At 38.2% G+C, this 17,984-nt stretch carries 16 protein-coding genes; 7 read left to right on the top strand and 9 right to left on the bottom strand.

All coding sequences use genetic code 11. The features are described 5' to 3' along the window. Nucleotides 1-121 precede the first annotated feature (121 nt). The 3 genes from D1094_RS08780 (at nt 122) to D1094_RS08770 (ending at nt 2,854) form a co-directional block, all read left to right on the top strand. Nucleotides 122-370 (top strand): DUF4212 domain-containing protein, encoded by a 249-nt coding sequence (locus D1094_RS08780; protein ID WP_118959723.1) that lies wholly within the window; start codon nt 122-124, stop codon nt 368-370. A 2-nt stretch (nt 371-372) separates the two neighbouring features. After that, entirely contained in the window at nt 373-2,109 is a 1,737-nt protein-coding gene (locus D1094_RS08775; RefSeq protein WP_118959722.1) for a sodium:solute symporter family protein, read from the top strand. A 304-nt stretch (nt 2,110-2,413) separates the two neighbouring features. Then, entirely contained in the window at nt 2,414-2,854 is a 441-nt protein-coding gene (locus tag D1094_RS08770; protein WP_118959721.1) for a hypothetical protein, read from the top strand. On the opposite strand, the gene D1094_RS08765 is transcribed toward D1094_RS08770, so the two are convergent. From D1094_RS08765 to D1094_RS08750, 4 genes are read right to left on the bottom strand one after another with little or no spacing between them, the layout of a single operon-like run. Next, nucleotides 2,847-3,743 carry a phosphotransferase gene (locus D1094_RS08765; RefSeq protein ID WP_118959720.1) on the bottom strand — a complete coding sequence of 299 codons (897 nt, stop codon included), beginning with the start codon at nt 3,741-3,743 and terminating at the stop codon, nt 2,847-2,849. The genes D1094_RS08770 and D1094_RS08765 overlap by 8 nt on opposite strands. A gap of 9 nt (nt 3,744-3,752) precedes the next feature. Then, nucleotides 3,753-4,412, bottom strand: a complete 660-nt coding sequence (gene pnuC, locus D1094_RS08760) for a nicotinamide riboside transporter PnuC (RefSeq protein ID WP_118959719.1) — start codon at nt 4,410-4,412, stop codon at nt 3,753-3,755. After that, complete coding sequence (locus D1094_RS08755; RefSeq protein ID WP_118959718.1) at nt 4,412-4,678, bottom strand: hypothetical protein; 267 nt, start codon at nt 4,676-4,678, stop codon at nt 4,412-4,414. Before D1094_RS08755 ends, pnuC begins: the two co-directional genes overlap by 1 nt. Before the next feature lie 12 nt (nt 4,679-4,690). Continuing rightward, entirely contained in the window at nt 4,691-6,829 is a 2,139-nt protein-coding gene (locus tag D1094_RS08750; protein ID WP_118959717.1) for a TonB-dependent receptor, read from the bottom strand. 280 nt (nt 6,830-7,109) lie between these two features. Between D1094_RS08750 and D1094_RS08745 the strand changes: the two genes are divergently transcribed. After that, nucleotides 7,110-10,580: a PAS domain-containing hybrid sensor histidine kinase/response regulator gene (locus D1094_RS08745; protein ID WP_118959716.1), complete on the top strand. Its 3,471-nt coding sequence runs from the start codon at nt 7,110-7,112 to the stop codon at nt 10,578-10,580. Between the two features lie 21 nt (nt 10,581-10,601). On the opposite strand, the gene D1094_RS08740 is transcribed toward D1094_RS08745, so the two are convergent. Further along, complete coding sequence (locus tag D1094_RS08740; RefSeq protein ID WP_118959715.1) at nt 10,602-11,261, bottom strand: response regulator transcription factor; 660 nt, start codon at nt 11,259-11,261, stop codon at nt 10,602-10,604. A 327-nt stretch (nt 11,262-11,588) separates the two neighbouring features. Beyond that, a complete protein-coding gene (locus D1094_RS08735) occupies nt 11,589-12,077 on the bottom strand; it encodes a hypothetical protein (RefSeq protein WP_118959714.1) in 489 nt (162 codons plus the stop codon). A 173-nt stretch (nt 12,078-12,250) separates the two neighbouring features. Between D1094_RS08735 and D1094_RS08730 the strand changes: the two genes are divergently transcribed. Further along, nucleotides 12,251-13,309 carry a GGDEF domain-containing protein gene (locus D1094_RS08730; protein ID WP_147361064.1) on the top strand — a complete coding sequence of 353 codons (1,059 nt, stop codon included), beginning with the start codon at nt 12,251-12,253 and terminating at the stop codon, nt 13,307-13,309. Nucleotides 13,310-13,316: 7 nt separating this feature from the next. Here the strand turns inward: D1094_RS08730 and D1094_RS08725 are convergent, their stop codons facing one another. From D1094_RS08725 to coaBC, 3 genes are all read right to left on the bottom strand, one after another. Further along, nucleotides 13,317-14,780 carry an aminoacyl-histidine dipeptidase gene (locus D1094_RS08725; protein ID WP_118959712.1) on the bottom strand — a complete coding sequence of 488 codons (1,464 nt, stop codon included), beginning with the start codon at nt 14,778-14,780 and terminating at the stop codon, nt 13,317-13,319. A 111-nt stretch (nt 14,781-14,891) separates the two neighbouring features. After that, complete coding sequence (gene slmA, locus D1094_RS08720) at nt 14,892-15,488, bottom strand: nucleoid occlusion factor SlmA (protein WP_118959711.1); 597 nt, start codon at nt 15,486-15,488, stop codon at nt 14,892-14,894. A gap of 54 nt (nt 15,489-15,542) precedes the next feature. Next, a complete protein-coding gene (gene coaBC / locus D1094_RS08715; protein ID WP_118959710.1) occupies nt 15,543-16,751 on the bottom strand; it encodes a bifunctional phosphopantothenoylcysteine decarboxylase/phosphopantothenate--cysteine ligase CoaBC in 1,209 nt (402 codons plus the stop codon). 126 nt (nt 16,752-16,877) lie between these two features. Here coaBC and radC point away from each other — a divergent pair, with 126 nt between their 5' ends. Beyond that, on the top strand, nt 16,878-17,561 hold the full coding sequence (radC, locus tag D1094_RS08710; RefSeq protein WP_118959881.1) for a DNA repair protein RadC: 684 nt from the start codon (nt 16,878-16,880) through the stop codon (nt 17,559-17,561). A gap of 76 nt (nt 17,562-17,637) precedes the next feature. Continuing rightward, nucleotides 17,638-17,949: a PilZ domain-containing protein gene (locus tag D1094_RS08705; protein WP_118959709.1), complete on the top strand. Its 312-nt coding sequence runs from the start codon at nt 17,638-17,640 to the stop codon at nt 17,947-17,949. The last annotated feature ends 35 nt before the right edge of the window (nt 17,950-17,984 follow it).

The raw sequence follows: 17,984 nt of genomic DNA, 5'->3' as shown, positions 1-17,984 counted from the left end.
TTTGTCGATTAGGGTCAGACAAAAATCTATATTCAGACTTCAACTAAATAATTATTACTAACTTACTTTAAGTAAAAGCGTAACAACAACATAAATAACGCTACGTCGCTAGGAGACTATTGTGGAAAATAAAGAAGCATATTGGCAGGAAAATCTGCGCTTAATCTTTATCTGTCTTGCAATCTGGTTTGCGGTTTCATTTGGTTTAGGTCTACTACTAGTAGAGCCATTAAATGCAATTCGTTTAGGTGGATACAAACTTGGTTTTTGGTTTGCACAGCAAGGTTCAATTTATTCATTTTTAGGTTTGATTTTTTGGTATGGTGCCAAAATGAACAAGCTTGACCAAAAATATCATTCGGAGGGCTAAAAATGGATGAGTTAAAACTTTATACTTACATCGCCGTTTTTGGTACGTTCGCGTTATATTTCGGTATTGCTTGGTGGGCGCGTGCAGGATCAACCAGTGATTTCTACGTAGCTGGCGGCGGCATTACACCATTACAAAATGGTATGGCAATTGGTGCTGATTGGATGTCTGCAGCGTCATTCATTTCAATGGCTGGTTTAATCGCCTTCTTAGGTTACGGTGGCTCTGTCTTCTTAATGGGTTGGACAGGTGGTTATGTTCTTTTAGCCATGTTACTTGCGCCTTATATGCGTAAACACGGTAAGTTTACGGTACCTGAATTTATTTCTGACCGTTACTATTCAAAAACTGCTCGTATTGTTGCCGTTGTTTGTTTAATCATTGCTTCGGTAACTTACGTTATCGGTCAAATGAAAGGTGTAGGTGTTGCATTCTCTCGCTTCCTTGAAGTTGACTATGACTTAGGTCTAGTTATTGGTATGGTTGTAGTTTGGGTATACGCAGTACTTGGTGGTATGAAAGGTATTACTTATACGCAAATCGCACAATATGTTGTAATGATTTTTGCTTACACTATTCCAGCGGTATTTATTTCTCTTCAATTAACAGGTAACCCAATCCCACAATTAGGTTTAGGTTCTACCTTAGCTGATGGTAGCGGTGTTTACTTACTTGATAAGTTAGATATGGTTGTTACTGATTTAGGCTTTAAAGAGTACACTACATCTAACATGGGCGGCACATTAAATATGTTCGCATACACCATGTCTCTGATGATTGGTACTGCGGGTCTTCCTCATGTAATCATGCGCTTCTTCACTGTACCTTCAGTACAAGCAGCACGTCAGTCTGCAGGTTATGCATTAGTATTTATCGCATTACTTTACACTGTTGCTCCAGCAGTTGGTGCTATGGCTCGTTTCAACTTAATGAACACCATTGAACCCGCAGCAGGTGAAAACCTTGTTTATGATGAACGTCCACAATGGTTCAAAGACTGGGAAAAAACAGGTCTTTTACAATTTGAAGACAAAAATGGTGACGGAAAAGTACAATACACGGCAGATGCAGCAACTAATGAAATGGTTAAAGTTGACCGTGACATTATGGTACTAGCTAACCCTGCAATTGCTAACTTACCAAACTGGGTAATTGCTTTAGTTGCAGCAGGTGGTTTAGCGGCTGCACTTTCTACTGCCGCAGGTTTATTATTAGCGATATCTTCATCAGTATCTCATGATTTAATGAAAGGTGTATTTGTGCCTGACATGTCAGAGAAGAACGAACTACTAGCGGGGCGTGTCACTATGACCATTGCTATTCTATTTGCGGGCTATCTCGGCATGAATCCACCAGGGTTTGCTGCCGGTACAGTTGCCTTAGCCTTTGGTTTAGCTGCATCTAGTATTTTCCCTGCACTAATGATGGGTATTTTCTCTAAGAAAATGTCTGGTAAAGCTGCTGTAGCAGGTATGATTGCAGGTATTGGCGTTACTATGCTTTATGTATTCCAACATAAAGGCATTATGTTTATTCCAGGTACCTCGTTCCTAGGTGATATGGGTCCTAACTGGTTCTTCGGTATTTCTCCAAATGCTTTTGGTTCAGTTGGCGCATTAGTTAACTTTGCAGTAGCGTTTGCTATGTTAAAAGTAACGGGGCCAGCACCAGCGCATATTCAAGATATTGTTGATAATATGCGTATACCATCAGGTGCAGGTGCTGCACACGATCACTAGTTAATGTGATTAATAACTCATTGTTATTATGAGTTATTAGATAAAAGGTCAGCCGACGAGAATTATAAAGTCGACTGGCCTTTTTTTTAGCTAATAAGAAGTAACCACAGAGAACAACATAGGCGATATTAGAACAAATATTATGAAGTTATCATGGTGTCAATGTGTTCCCGCTAAGAGCTCTTTTTCTAATGCAGACTGGTATAATACATTGAATACAAGACACTTTTGTTGTATCGGTTATCTTTATTTGCTATTAATGTTATGCGTAACGGTTACTAATATTTTATAAGAAGAAAATGTGATGAATAGACATACGAAACTTGCTTTTATGGTTGCGCCTTTTTTGGCAATATTTGGTTATATTGGTGCTGACTACTATGAAGAAAATCAGGCACAAGAAACTAAGTTGATTCAATTAGTGCCAGAGGGGCATTGTGATGTCATTAATCAAAACTGTGTTTTAAGCTCTGGTGAGTTTAAAGTTAATGTTTCAGATGAAGCTGGCATAACGGAAATTAATTCTACTTTCCCCTTAGATAGTGCCACGTTATTTTTAGTCGATAAAAATGATAAAATGACCCCATATCCTTTAGGAATGCAAAAGAGCCCTTATTATTGGCAAAGTCCTACAAATTTAAGAAGTTTAGTGGTTAACAGGGGCGATAGTTACAAGCTCCGCTTAATTGCTAAAATTAAAGGTGGTCAGTATATTTCCGAGTTTTATACTCAAACCGTTAAATAGCTGCGGGTAAAGATGAGCTATCAATGGGTAGCTCAAACTCTTTTATTCTATGCTGTAAGCTTAGCCATTGCTTATGAGCCAATGCTTTATATAACTCAACCTGTGCCTTACCTTGTTTCTTCGACGCTTTTTTATCAAACCACAACGCATTAATTACATGGCTAAAAACTAAATAGTTATTGAGTCTTTGCCTGCATATTGAGCTTTCAGGATTTAACTGTTGATAGTTTTGCAACATACTAGTGGTTGTATGGCTGTCTAGATTATTGATGGCAATACACATGGCGATATCAAACTCAGCATGAGCCATACAGCAGCATTCAAAATCTATCAACCAACTCTTTTGAGTATTATCAAGTAATATATTGCTGAAATTCATATCTCCATGGCAACATACTTTGTCTGCTTTTACCGATAGGTTTTTTTGTAAGTAATGTTTAAGTTGTTGAAATACGGTTAGCTGAGAAGGTGTGTATATGACCTCGCTGGTTTCTAGGAGGAGGTCAATAACTTCACTTGGTACTAATTCTTTATGAGGTAAGTTTAGTTGATGGTATTGGCTCATTAATGTAATGGCGTGATCTAATTTTTCAGTCAAGGGAATAAAGCTTTCAAAGAGCGTTTTACCTTCGATATACATGGTAATGAGCCAGTGCTTTTGATGATGAAAAACAGCAGGGCTGAGCTGTTGAAGAGCCGTTATTTTGCTCGTGGTTGGTTCATCATTGCAGTCATGGTGTTCGATATATTTTGCATAAAATAACTGACCATCGGCGCTAATTTTATAGCTGGCTTGGCTTAATCCTGTATTAATACTTTCTACCTGTTCAATATATTTAAAACAGGGAAGTTGCTTTAATGAAGATAAATGCTCGGCAAAAACTGACATACTTACGGATTAACTCTCTAATGCAGGGTCAAGTCGCATAGCGCTGTTTTGTCGTTGATTTCGCCAAGATACATAACCGTAAGCAGCAATAATGACATAAATGACAAAGAGCACAGCCGTTGGAAATAATGACTTTTCAATATAAAGATAGATAGAAATAAGATCAATAATAATCCAATAAAGCCAATTCTCTAATACCTTCTGAGTCACTAAGTAGGTGGCAAATACTGCATATACGGTAGTAAAAGTGTCTAAATAGGGGAAGTCTGCGTTGGTATTATTTGCCATAAAATAACCTAAGGCAGAGGCAATAATTGCCAAAACAATACAGACTTTAATGTGCCAGCTGAGCTGCCATGACACTATAGTTATATGACTACTGTTAGTATTGTTATTTTCATCAGTGCACTTGCTTTCATTGTTTGTAGGCTTGTATTGCCAACACCAATACCCATAAACAGCCATGACTAAATAATAGGCATTTAAGGCACTGTCCATGAGCAATAACACATCATAAAATATGTAGGTATATAGCGCAGTACTAATAAAAGCGGCAGGCCAGCACCATAGAGACCCTTTTGCCGCTAAAATGACATACGCTAGCGCTAACAGCATTGCTGTTAGCTCTAATAAAGGTAAATTAATGAAATAACTTAAAATGTCTTGCATTAACTTTCTGCTTCTACGTGTGAACGATCACCATTAATAAATTTACAGACGAATACGGCGGCATCAAGTTTCTCGTGTACTAATTTGATTTCTTGCATTACATGCTTTACCGCTAAATCATATTCACCAAACACTTGCGTACTCATGCCATTGGTCACCACTTTTAAGCCGTCAATATTGCGTAAACGTTTAATAAATGCCCAAATTTCTGATTTAAACTCTTGTTCTGCAAGTGGATATAAACTTAGTTCAATGGAGATGTTCATTGTTAGCCCCGCTTAAAAATTATAATCAAAAGTAATACCGAACACTAATGGCTCAGATAATTGTGTGTATTGTTTTGGAGTATAGCCATCACGCGGGTCATTAGGGAAATAAAAACCACGGTTTGCATAATTTTCATCGGTTAAGTTTCTGCCCCAAAGTTTGAGTTGCCAAGCTTCTGCTAAATAAGAGATAGAAGCATTGAGCAACACGATAGATTCAGACGTTAAATCTGCTTTACTAATACGCTCACCCTCATAATAACGGGTATCAGAAAAGTAGAATTCATCTTTACCATCAGCAGAGATATTAATTAACCATGCATCAGTAGGTCGATAATTAAAGCCAATATTAAATTGATATGATGGGGCGTGTGATTGTGGTTCGCCTGTGAGTGATTGCCCTTGCGAGTCTATGAAGTCATTAAACTCAGTCTCCAATAAACCCAATGAACCATAGACATCAATAAAATCATTTATTTGCCAAGATGTTTCAAGCTCAAGACCATAGTTGTTACCAGTTGCGGCATTACCTAAAAATTCAATAAACTCAGTACTGCCGTCTTCTCTAACAATCGTTTGTGAAGACTTAACCTGCATATCTGTTCTATCCATATAAAATAGAGCCGTACGTAGATAGGCGTTATCATTAAGTAAAGAAACTTTATAACCCATTTCATAGTTAACGAGGTATTCAGGATCAAAGCTACGGTATTCTTCAGTTAAACTGCCGTCAGTGTTGTGACCACCAGCCTTGTAGCCGCGATTGATTGAACCATATAGCAGGCTATCTTCATTAACTTGATAAGCTAAAACGATTTTGCCACCAACCATGGTATCGCTAGTATCGTCAGCAAAAAGATCAGAATTTTGGTAATCGGCAGTGCGATTTTCTAGACGTAACCCTGTTGTTAAGGTGAGCTGGGTGTTTAATTGGCTGTCTAACTGGCCATAAAGAGCAAAAGAATGACTTTGGTTGTTAGAGCTAAAATCATTGTCTGCGTAGGTATATTGGCGAAGTAAATCTTGTTCATCACTTTTGTAATAGAGCCCTGCCACCCAAGAGGTGCTGTTGTTAAATAGTTCACTGCCTAATTTAGAAAGTGCTCTAAACTCAAGAGACTGTGAGGCTTTTTCTCGGTAGTAATGATCGGTTGAAGTGTACTCCCAATAAGCAAATTCTGGGTTTTCAATGACTTCTGGATCAGAAATACCTTCATAAGCCCAATCTTCATCATATCCATAACCAAGGTCTGAATCTGCCGCACTAACAATGGATACTAAAGTAAAATGTTCAAAACCTTCATAGGTAAATTTAGCGGCTAGCGCCATGGTTTCTTGATCATCAAAGCCAGGTTCGTCAGAGTATGTTGTTCTGTTGTTGTCTAATGAGAAAGCATCGTAGCCATTATTAAAATCGAAATAAAAGCCTGTTAAATCAACAGTAAGATCATTGGTTGCCTCAATCGATAATTTTCCACGTACATTAAGTTCGTTCCGGTTATTAGTATCATCAGCAGATAAGAAGGTGTTTTCCATAAAGCCGTCGCTGACTAACTTATTCATGGCAAAGCGGTAGTTTACTTTATCGGTAGCGGGACCTGATAACGCAACACCTAAACCATAAGTATTGTAGTTACCAAGATCAAGTTTAATCGCGCCTTCAAAATCATCGGTTGGTGCATTGGTTTGAATATTTATCATACCCGCCAAAGCATTAGCACCAAATCGTGTGCCTTGAGGGCCTCTAAAAACTTCCGCCTGACTAACATCAAAAAGCGTCGCAATACTGCCAATACCAGTAAAATCAACATCATCGATAATCATGCCTACAGATGGATTAATAGGTTCTTTAAATTGACTACGTTCACCAATACCACGTATTTGAAAATAACGTGCGCGTTGAGAACCACTGGCATAGTTTACATTTGGGCTTATGGCGATTAATTCTTCTAAATGTTGCGCATTGCGTAATTTAATATCTTCAGCGGTTAGCACTGACAATGAAGAAGGGGTTGCTTGAAGGTTTTGCTGGCGAAAATCACTGCTTACTGTGATCACTTCTAAATCAGTTGGTGATTCATTTGCAGAAGCCGAAGCGTTAAAAAAGGTAGCAGCAATAGCAAGGCTAATTGTCGTTTTACACAATGTCATAAGTATCTCAATTCAAAACAAAAATTAATTCAGGGAAAACATAGAGATAAGTACGATTAGGTCATTGCTATCGGTAACCATCCCTATGCCAGCAAACGTCATCACTGCCCAGGTTCAAAGAGTCTATTTCTCAGCCACGTCATAATTATGATATTAATTATGAGAGGCACCCCTTGGTTGCGCGCTATTCTAACAAATAATTTATTAAGAATCTTTTTATTGTTGATGGGCTTAGGTTATATTGGTATAAGCGTTTTTCATCTATTTTTTGTGGGCGGATATGTTTCCAAATTGGCAGTTAGTTTTATTAAGCTTGGCTTATATCGGCCTTCTGTTTTTAATTGCTTTTTTGGGGGATAAATATCGTCATCAGTTGGCGAAAAAAGGTCAGAGCCTAATATATGCTTTAACATTAGGTGTTTACTGTACTTCATGGAGCTTTTTGGGGACTACAGGTCAAGCATCCAGTAACTTCCTTTCACATTTGCCTATTTATATCGGGCCAATTTTATTATTTATTTTTGCATGGCCTTTTATTCAACGCATTATTCGTGTCAGTTTAAAGCTCAATTTAACCTCTATTGCTGATTTATTAGCGGCGCGATTTGGTAAATCACATAACCTAGCTATTATAGTCACTATAGTCGCTCTGGTCGGCACGATGCCTTATATTGCTCTACAGCTGAAAGCGATGGTGTATTCTTTTCAGCAACTTCAGGTAGATCAAAGCTTTAATAGTTGGCATATCGGTTTAGTGGTGAGTTTAGTTCTGGCTGGCTTTACTGTGCTTTTTGGTATTCGGAATATTGATGTAACTGAGCGTCATCCTGGCGTAATGTTTGCTATCGCTTTTGAATCATTAGTGAAACTCTTTGCTTTTTTAGCGGTAGGCTTATTTGTTTGTTTTTCGCTTTTTGATTCTCCTATAGATATTTGGCGACAAGCCAATGCTAACGTATTACTTGATCAACAACTCAATGTTGATCAAATGGCGGCAATGGTTGCGATGTTGGTTATTGTCATGGCGGCTTTTTTATCATTGCCGCGACAATTCCAGGTGATGGTCGTAGAACTAAAAGATCAACGTGATACGTGGTTAAGTCGGCGAGTGTTTCCAATTTATTTGTTAGTGTTTGCCTTTTTCGCCGCGCCGTTAGGTTTGGCGGGTCATCTATTATTAGCTGAGAGTGTCCCCTCTGACGCTTATGTGCTTTTCTTACCTAGTTTAGCTAATCAAACATGGCTCACGCTATTTGCCTTCTTAGGTGCAGTCTCTGCGGCAAGCTCTATGGTCATCATTTCATCTATCGCTTTAAGTACAATGCTTAGTAATGAAATTGTTTTCCCATTGCTTTATCGTCGCCAAAAAGTCGCTCAAACTGATTACGATAATTTTAGGCAGCGGTTGTTAAATATACGTAAGTTACTGGCACTGCTCGTTATAATGTTAGGTTATGGTGTTTTTATTATGGCATCACCTGATACATTATCATCGTTAGGTGAAGTTGCTTTCGGTGCTTTTGCACAATTAACCCCGGCATTAATTGCAGCCTTTTATTGGCGCAGAGCAAGTTTAATGGGGGTGTATGCAGGTATATTAGTCGGCTTTATTCTGTGGATGAGCCTAAACTTTTTACCTCAATTTGGCTTGTATTCTTCACCTTTTGCAGAAGGCTTTTTACCGGTTAAAACTACCGCAACGTTATTTAGTTTAGCTGCCAACATAATTGTAATGTGGGCGTTATCACAAATAAGTCGTCAAAGTGTGCAAGAGCGTGTTCAAGCCTCGCTATTTTTAGAATGGCAATCCCCGACGTTAACCAAAGCACAAAAGAAACGACAAATAGATACAGAAGAACTGGAACTCTTAGTCTCTCGATTTGTTGGTTTAGATAAAGCTAAGTCAAGTTTTAGTCTATTTCGTTCTTCTAATAACAAAAAGCAATTAGGGAATGCTACTTATAATCAACTGTTATTACAGCATACTGAAAATACCCTTGCGACAGTGATGGGGGCTTCTTCAGCGCGGTTAGTGTTATCTTCAGCGCTTGATGGGCGTGATATCGCATTAGATGAATTAGCGGTACTTGTTGAAGAAGCTTCGAGTCAACGACAGCAGTTTTCACAAAACTTACTACAAAGTGCGATAGAAAATGCCAGTGAAGGTATTTCTATTGTGGATGAAAATTTACAGCTGGTTGCTTGGAATAAGCGCTACCTTGATTTATTTGATTACCCAAGTGAACTGATTTATGTGGGTAGTCCTATCGAGTCTTTAATACGCCATAACGTTAAGCGTGGTTTATGTGGTATGGGTGATATAGAGCAGCAGGTAAATAAACGATTAGGATATTTAAGAAAAGGTAGCCCGCATAATTCAGAAAGACAACATGCAAGTGGACAAACGATTCGCATTGAAGGTAATCCGTTACCTGATGGTGGTTTTGTTATGATGTTTTCAGATATCACCGCTTATAGGCAAGCTGAGCAAGTATTAAAAGAAGCAAACCTAGACTTAGAAACGCGTGTTTATGAGCGAACATTAACCTTAGCAAAAACGAATGAAGCATTAGCATTAGCTCATGAAAAAGCTGAGCAGGCACATATTAAGAAAAGCCAATATTTGCGAGCTTGTAGTCACGATTTAATGCAGCCTTTAGAAGCTGCACGTTTGTTTACTTCGGCTTTGTCAGAGCAAAATAATTTAACTGACGCTCAATCTCGTCAAGTGGACAATATAGACCGTTCACTTAAAGCGGCCAATGATTTACTGGCCGATTTAGCTGAAATTGCTCGTCTAGAAAGCGGTAATATCAAAGCGAATAAGCAACCATTTGCACTCAATGAGTTATTTGAAGATTTAGCGCAAGAATTTGAAGCCTTGGCAGAAGAGCAACAGGTAGAATTTCGCTTACGAAGCTCAAAAGTTTGGGTTAATTCTGATAAGCACTTATTGCGCCGTATAATACAAAACCTTGTAGGTAATGCCTTTCGATATGCTAGTCCAGGTAAGGTATTACTTGGGGCGCGTGTGATTAATAACGACGTTATAATTCAAATCTTAGACAATGGGCCTGGCATACCCGTTGAAAAGCAAAGTTTAGTTTTTGAACAGTTTACTCAGCTCGACTCGGTAAATAACCAATCTGGCAGAGGGCTAGGGCTAGGATTGAATATAACTCAAAGTCTATCGCGATTATTAGGGCATAGTTTAAGTTTGCAATCGAAGACTATGCAAGGTTGTAAATTCTCAGTACATGTTGAGAGGGCTGCACCAAAGATGGATATTTTACCGTCGACGGTACCTGCATTTAATGTTGCTCTTAAAGATATCACGGTGCTATGCATTGATAATGACCCTGATGTATTAAGCGGCATGGTCGAGCTATTGTCTGCTTGGCACTGCAATATTCTTGCTGCTGATTCACGCGAGAGTGCTTTGGAAGAATTTGCTAATCATAAAAATGATATTGATATTTTATTAGTAGACTACCAATTAGGGTATTTAGCAGGCAGTAAAGAAGGAATACAAGCTGATGGTTTGACACTGATTAAAGATCTACGTAGCCAATCTCCACAAAGTATTCCTGCAATTTTAATTACTGCAACCACGGAAGCGGGTATAGAAGAGAAAGCAAAAAGCTACGATGTGGGTTATATGAGAAAGTTAGTAAAACCAGCCGCATTAAGAGCTATGATGAGTGCTATGCTGGCTAAGAAGTTACAAGCAGATTATGTTGGATATAGCTAAATATTTAAATCACTTTATGGTTTATTGAGCATTAAAACCTGCTTCACTTAAATCTAATTGGCTGATAGCTATTACTGCTTGGGTACGATTTCTTACATTTAATTTGCGAAAAATAGCTGTAGCATGCGCTTTGATAGTTGCTTCTGATACATTGAGATCATAAGCAATTTGCTTATTAAGCATCCCTTGAGCAAACATCATTAAAATACGGTATTGTTGCTGCGTTAAACTGGCCACTCGCTCAGCAATATCACACTCTTCACCACTATCTTGCATTTGTTGGAATGAAGCAGGGAGCCAAACACTTCCTGATAAAATTGTTACTATCGCGTTATAAATATCATCAACAGGTGTAGATTTAGGAACAAAGCCCGCAGCACCATAACCCATAGCTTTACTTATTGTGTCATGATCCTCATGTGCAGATACGATAACAACAGGTATTTGTGGAAAGTGATTTCGCACATGAATTAAGGTATTAAAACCATGCGCACCCGGAATATTTAAATCAAGCAGTAATAAGTCACTTTCATTGTGTGCTTCAAGTAATGCTTCAAGTTCAGCAATTGTTTGTGCTTCTAGCCAAGACGTGTAACTTAACTTAGGCTTTAATGTGCCAAGAAGCGCTTGTCTAAACAAAGGGTGGTCGTCAGCTATTATTATTTTTTCAGGCTGAATCATTGCATACTTCCTTAGAAAATCTAACTTCATTCTAACGGAAAAATAATGAATTACAAAGACATGTTTTGTGCTTTATCTTGACCTTAATTTATTGGTAAATAAACCCCTGTTAAAATAAAGGTTTTTATTAGTTTGTGTTTATTAACTTACTGTAAAAATTTGGTTTTTTGCTTTTGCCAAATATAAGTTGTTAAATATTTCTTGTAACTAAACTGATCTAAAAACAAGAGGAGTATTTTTAAAACGTTAGTTAAAGGTTCGGCAAGTCATTTAATTTAGCGTTACAATAAAAAGAATATTCATTCTTTAATTGTGATTTTTTATTCTTTATGTGTTTGTAGCCCAACCATGAGAGCCTAAAGTTGCACCAACAACGGCAAGTAAGCTCAAAAATAGTAGAATTCGATGCATGCGTAAAATATTATTGAAGGTATTTTCACAATGCTCTTTCGCTTTATTTTTAAACCATTTGTGAAGAAAGAGAGGCTCTAAAACAAACAGCACTATTGAGAATATAAGCCAAATAAAGGTCATTAAATGCAACCACCAGAATTCAATGTGTAAATATCTTTGCCAAGCATTTAGATAATGCAGCATATACCATCCTGAGGCGCCAGCTAGAAGTGTGGTGAGTTTGGCTTGCCAAGAGAAGCTTTGTTCGAGTTGTTCAAATAATGTAAATCGTTGTTCAGTATTAATATGCTTTAGTATTGAAGGTAACAAAACAGTAGTGATAAATGCGACACCACCAATCCACAATACAATAGATAACACATGAACAGACCGAACTATAACGAACCAATTGTAATCATTCATAAGGATTTGTTATTTATTAAGCTTAACGGTCATTATAAAGAATTAGTCTGAGAAACGTTTGTTCTGAATCACTCAAAGATAAACTAGTTGATAATTCTATTGTTAATAGTCAATATGGCTAATATAAATATCTTTAATTAGATGATTAAATTTCAGCGTGTTAGGTGGTTAGCGTGAAACAATGGTTGAAATCCTATCTATTAATGGAAAAAGAAGTAGGAAGTCATTCTTATCGACGTGAAGTTACAGGTAATTTTGTGATTTTGTTTTCGTTCGCTATTCTTTTTTTATTAACACTGAGTAATTTCTTTTATAGCTCTCGTACAGTATTTTATGCAAATTTAGCGTTGTTAACAGGGCTTTGTTTGATCTTTATTCTCTTTCGACACCATAAACGTTTAGTTATTCATAGTATTGCTCATTTTATGGCTGGCGGTATCTTTGTTATTGTTTATGTTAACCAAGCACAAGACTACACACCTATTTGGTCATTCCTGTATATGTATCTTATCATCTCGCTTTATGGCCATAAAAAAGGCTTAATAATAGCGAGTGTGTTTTTAATCTGTTTATTGTTTTTCTTATTTTCGTGGGTTGGGCAAACCGTAACAACCCTTGAGTTTATTCGTTTTTCTTTTGTCGCCATTTTCACTTTGTTTTTTGCTTACCTTGCAGAACTTTTGATTTCGATAACTTTCGAAGAGTTTTATAAAACAAAATCAATGTTAGAGAAAATGACCATCACTGATGAGTTAACAGGTTTACATAATAGACGCCACTTTAACGATATTCTTAGTGATAAAATTAATAGCGCGCGACGAAGTAATGAAATGCTAGCACTAGCGATTATCGATGTAGATCATTTTAAAAAATATAACGATACCTATGGACACCCTGCGGGAGATCAGGTGTTAATTGCTTTGGCTAATTTATACAAAGAAACCATGAAACGTTCTGATGATGTGCTTTTTCGTTTAGGTGGAGAAGAATTTGCCTTGCTTTATAAACCCAAAGGTGAAGCGGAAGCTATTGATTTGTTAGAGCAGATTAGAGAGTCGGTAGAAGCCGTAGTTTCTGATGAGAAAGTGCAATCAACAATTACTATATCTGCCGGCTTATATATTATTAAGCCCCAGAAGGCTCAATCTTTTGAACAAGTCTATAAATCGGCTGATGAGTTACTTTATCAGGCAAAAGAGCTAGGGCGAAACAGAGTTGTTGCTTCACCCTAGTTATTTGTTATTTCGTAGGTGCATTACCTAATACGGCGGTTAATAATTGCCAGTATTGGGCAACTGTCGCAATTTCAACTTTCTCATCAGGTGAGTGCGGAAATTTAATGGTTGGCCCTATCGATACCATATCCCAAGTCGGGTAAGCTGTTTTAAATAAACCGCACTCTAAACCAGCATGAATTACCATAACTTCTGGGACTTTATTAAATAACGATTCGTAAGTGTCGCGAACGGTTTTCATTATGGCTGAATCAGTATCAGGCTTCCATCCAGGGTATGCGCCTGAAAAGTCTACGTTAGCTCCTGCCAACTCAAAGACTGATTGAACGGTTCGAACGGTTTCTAAACGGCCGTCATCATGTAGGCTACGAATCAAGACTAGGGCGTTAAATTTCTTACCACGAGTTCGCATCACGCCAAGGTTTAACGAGGTTTCAACGATGCCCTCAATATCATCACTCATTCGAATTACGCCATTTGGACAAGCATTTAACGCGCGCAAAATGGCAGCTTGTGTTGCTTTTGTCCAGCATTGGTCAAAATCTTCAGGTGAAATAAGTAGCATATCAATGTCAGTTTCGACACTACCTAAGTTGGTTTGAATAGTTGTTAGGTATTTAGCAAGAGCAGCTTTAAGGGCTTCTACATTGCTAGTAGGGACAACAAAGCTAGCATTGGCTTCTCGTGGAATAGCATTACGAAGGCTTCCACCGTTAAGTTCAGTCAGGCTAATATCAAACTCATTACTTGCATCGAGCAGAAAGCGTACCAGTAACTTGTTGGCATTAGCACGGCCAGTGTGAATATCTACACCTGAGTGGCCACCTTTTAAGCCAGAGATTGATAAATTAAATGCTTGATGGTCGTTAGGGACTTCAGTGTAATCTAGTGCAAAGTCAGCTGAGCCATCAATACCACCCGCACAGCCCATGTACACTTCACCTTCTTGCTCCGAATCGGTATTAATGAGAATTTCGCCGTCTAACCAGCCCGCTTCTAAACCAAAAGCGCCAGACATACCCGCTTCTTCATCAATAGTAACAAGAACTTCTAAAGGACCGTGTTCAACATCATTGCTGGCAAGTACCGCGAGAGCAGAAGCTAAGCCTATACCATTATCAGCGCCAAGCGTGGTGCCTTCAGCAGTAACCCATTCGCCACAATCTTGAATGTACGGCTTAATGGGATCGGTTATAAAATCATGATCAGTATCATTATTTTTTTGCGGAACCATATCCATGTGAGCTTGTAGAATAATACCTTTGCGGTTTTCCATACCTTTAGTTGCGGGCTTTTTGATAAATAAATTACCTATGGCATCTTCTTTAATTGTTAGTCCTAATTCTTTCGCCCACTCTTGAATCCAAAGAGAGATTTTTTGCTCATGTTTTGAAGGGTGTGGGATACTGCAAATTTTCTCAAATATTTGCCATAAACTGTTCGGCTGTAGTGTTGATAGTGTGCTCATAAAATTTCCTTAATCATTGCTGCTGTATTGGTTGAAATGCAGCTGATTTATTAAGCTTAAAATAACGAAAGGCTTAATTTAGTATAGTGTTTAGTTCGGTTTGGCTTTGGGTTATTTACTCGCCATAAGAAATTGCCATTGTTCATTAAAGTCGTTACTGGGTAATTTTTCAAAACCTGATCTTACGTATTGACTAATTTTACCTTCTGCAAAAGCAACGAGTAAGTTAGCAAGTGCTTGCTCATTGATTGAAAAAGTTTTGCCTTCTCTTAATTTGCGCTCACGCAAAACTTGTTTGAATTGCGATTCTAACTTTTCAAAAAACTGATGAACACGGCCTCTAAGACGTTCATTCTCACCCATTAAAGCATCACCTGAAAGTATACGGCAAATACCGGGATTTCTTTCTGCAAAAATTAATAAAACATGAAGAATATGATGGCAACGCACTAATGTTTCTTTATGATCAGCCAAGATTAAGTTAACACGAGAAAAAATAGATTCTTCAATAAAATCAATTAACCCCTCAAACATTCTCGCTTTTGAAGGAAAGTGGCGATATAAAGCCGCTTCAGAAACACCGACCTTATTTGCTAGCTTAGCCGTGGTGATTCGCTCTCCTGGGCTGTCTTGTAACATTAACGCTAAACATTCTAAAATTTGTTGCTTACGGTTTGGTTTTGCTGTTTTTTGAGGAGTTGCGCTCATATTAACTCTTATCTCTTGGTGGTTATTATTTATTTAAAATATGTGGTGTTGAGTTTACGTACTGCATCGCTGCTGATAGTGCTCATTAATCAAAGAAACCAGCTGCTTGGCGACATTTTGCTTGCTCGCTAATGGGATTTCTGTTTTATCTACGGCGCTATACAATGTAAGGGCATTGTCATCACTATTAAAGCCTTGCCCTGCTTTGGCGACATTGTTAGCGGCGATTAGATCTAAGTTTTTACGCATTAATTTACCGCGTGCGTATTGCTCTACGTTTTGAGTTTCTGCAGCAAAACCAACGATAAAGGGTTTATCGGCTAATTGGGCGATATCTGCAACAATATCATGGTTTTTAATTAAATCTAATTGCATAGCTTCATTAGATTTTTTAATTTTTTCTGTGGCGACATTAGCCACACGATAATCTGCTACAGCTGCACATGCAACAAAGGTTGTAGCGCTCTTTACGTGGGCAAGCGCTTGTTGATGCATTTCATCAGCGCTTTCAACATTGATAACATGGCAACCAACCGGTGGCGTGATGGTGACTGGTCCAGAAATAAGGGTTACTTCTGCACCTGCGCGTAATGCAGCATGTGCAATCGCATAGCCCATTTTTCCTGAACTATGGTTTGAGATGTATCGAACAGGGTCAATTGCTTCTCTCGTTGGCCCTGCGGTAATTAACCAATGTTGCCCAGCTAAATGCTTCTCGACAAAAAAGTCACTACTCAATGTTACTAAGTCAGGCACGTCTAACATACGACCAAGACCAACATCTCCACAAGCTTGCTCGCCGCTTCCAGGCCCCCAAATATGGTAACCCCATTGTTTTAGAGTTTCGATATTTCGTTGTGTCGCTTGTGCGTGCCACATCTTTTGGTTCATTGCTGGTGCTATTGCAATAGGCGCATCTGTTGCTAAGCATAAAGTGGAAAGCAAGTCGTTTGCCATGCCTGCTCCAATACGAGCAATTAAATCGGCTGTTGCAGGGGCTATGATTAGTATGTCTGCCCACTTAGCAAGCTCTATATGTCCCATAGCAAGTTCCGCTTGGGTGTCTAATAAACTATCAGAAACATGGTTTCCAGAAACGGCTTGTAAAGTAAGAGGGGTGATAAAGGCTTTAGCACCGTCAGTCATTACAACTCTAACATCGGCTCCTTGCTCTTTTAAACGACGTACTAATTCTGGTGTTTTGTAGGCAGCAATTCCACCACTAATACCAAGAACAATCTTTTTGTCCTGAAGAATCTGCATAAACTGCTAATCTTAACTAATCAATGTTAGGAATAAGATAACATTTATTGGCTATATTGAAAAATTTCACATAGAAAAAATTAATTCATGCAAGGATGCAAAATGAAACCAGATAATTTGAATCAAATGTTGCTAAAAGACTGGCCTGAAGTTGAGCGACCAAGAGAAAAGCTAATACATCGAGGTGCAACTTCACTTTCTGACGCTGAGTTATTAGCAATATTTTTACGTACTGGTGTTAAAGGCTGTAATGTTGTTGATTTAGCCAGAAGGCTATTAAAGAGCTTTGGTAGTATAGGGGGCATTTATCAAGCTAATCATGAAGAGTTTTGTGCACATTATGGCTTGGGAACAGCTAAATATGTCCAGTTACAGGCCTGCTTGGAGATGTCAAAGCGTTATTTATCAGAGAAAGTACAGCAACAAAGTCAAGAGTTGACCTCTTCACAAGTCACGAGAGAATATTTAATCGCAGAATTAAGAGCGGAACAAAGAGAAGTATTTGCCATACTTTTTCTCAATAGCCAACACCAGGTAATTCAATTTGAGAAGCTGTTCTTTGGCACACTCAATGCCGCTGCGGTATATCCCAGAATTGTTGTGCAACAGGCACTAAAGCATAATGCTGCTGCAGTAATACTGACACATAATCATCCGTCAGGTGTTGCACAGGCAAGTCATGCGGATCAATTGATAACAGATAAATTAGTACGGGCTTTGCAATTAATTGATGTTATCGTTTTAGATCATATTATTATCGCAGGACATCAGTGCTACTCCTTTGCGGAACATGGCGAAATAATATCCTGATAATTAGTTGATAAAAGTAAAATTCCCAGTTACTTTTAGAGTTCAGGTAGTGAGATATATAATTGAGGAAGGCCATATGGATCAAAGTAGTAATGATGAATTAGAACGCCGAAAGTTCTTTCGTTTAGATATGGAAAAAGAGTTAATTGATATCTCTTGGACGAATGCGACAGGTCAAACTCAACAAAAGAAAATTGCTTGCTTAGACTTCTCTCGTGGTGGTTTACGTTTAGATTGTGATCAAGCTATTCCTATCAATACACAAGTGACGGTTATTTTTAAAGCTGCAAGTGATAAAAATCAAACACTGAGTGGTAAAGTTTTACGCTGTGTTAAACAGAAAAGTGGTTGGTTTGAAGTGGCTTTAATTTTAGACGACGCTAATTAACAGCAATATTGCGCATGCTGAAAATGAGTTTATTC

The sequence above is a fragment of the Colwellia sp. RSH04 genome (genome assembly GCF_003545765.1).
Lineage (GTDB): Bacteria > Pseudomonadota > Gammaproteobacteria > Enterobacterales > Alteromonadaceae > Colwellia.
The sequence above is the reverse complement of the archived record's forward strand: the minus strand, read 5'-3'. Positions and strand labels throughout refer to the sequence as shown.

Bases quoted from the DNA above. Each gene is read 5' to 3' on its own strand.
- D1094_RS08775 (WP_118959722.1), top strand. From the start codon at position 373: ATGGATGAGTTAAAACTTTATACTTACATCGCCGTTTTTGGTACGTTC.
- D1094_RS08770 (WP_118959721.1), top strand. From the start codon at position 2,414: ATGAATAGACATACGAAACTTGCTTTTATGGTTGCGCCTTTTTTGGCA.
- D1094_RS08765 (WP_118959720.1), bottom strand. From the start codon at position 3,743: ATGTCAGTTTTTGCCGAGCATTTATCTTCATTAAAGCAACTTCCCTGT.
- pnuC (WP_118959719.1), bottom strand. From the start codon at position 4,412: ATGCAAGACATTTTAAGTTATTTCATTAATTTACCTTTATTAGAGCTA.
- D1094_RS08755 (WP_118959718.1), bottom strand. From the start codon at position 4,678: ATGAACATCTCCATTGAACTAAGTTTATATCCACTTGCAGAACAAGAG.
- D1094_RS08750 (WP_118959717.1), bottom strand. From the start codon at position 6,829: ATGACATTGTGTAAAACGACAATTAGCCTTGCTATTGCTGCTACCTTT.
- D1094_RS08745 (WP_118959716.1), top strand. From the start codon at position 7,110: ATGTTTCCAAATTGGCAGTTAGTTTTATTAAGCTTGGCTTATATCGGC.
- D1094_RS08740 (WP_118959715.1), bottom strand. From the start codon at position 11,261: ATGATTCAGCCTGAAAAAATAATAATAGCTGACGACCACCCTTTGTTT.
- D1094_RS08735 (WP_118959714.1), bottom strand. From the start codon at position 12,077: ATGAATGATTACAATTGGTTCGTTATAGTTCGGTCTGTTCATGTGTTA.
- D1094_RS08725 (WP_118959712.1), bottom strand. From the start codon at position 14,780: ATGAGCACACTATCAACACTACAGCCGAACAGTTTATGGCAAATATTT.
- slmA (WP_118959711.1), bottom strand. From the start codon at position 15,488: ATGAGCGCAACTCCTCAAAAAACAGCAAAACCAAACCGTAAGCAACAA.
- coaBC (WP_118959710.1), bottom strand. From the start codon at position 16,751: ATGCAGATTCTTCAGGACAAAAAGATTGTTCTTGGTATTAGTGGTGGA.
- radC (WP_118959881.1), top strand. From the start codon at position 16,878: ATGTTGCTAAAAGACTGGCCTGAAGTTGAGCGACCAAGAGAAAAGCTA.
- D1094_RS08705 (WP_118959709.1), top strand. From the start codon at position 17,638: ATGGATCAAAGTAGTAATGATGAATTAGAACGCCGAAAGTTCTTTCGT.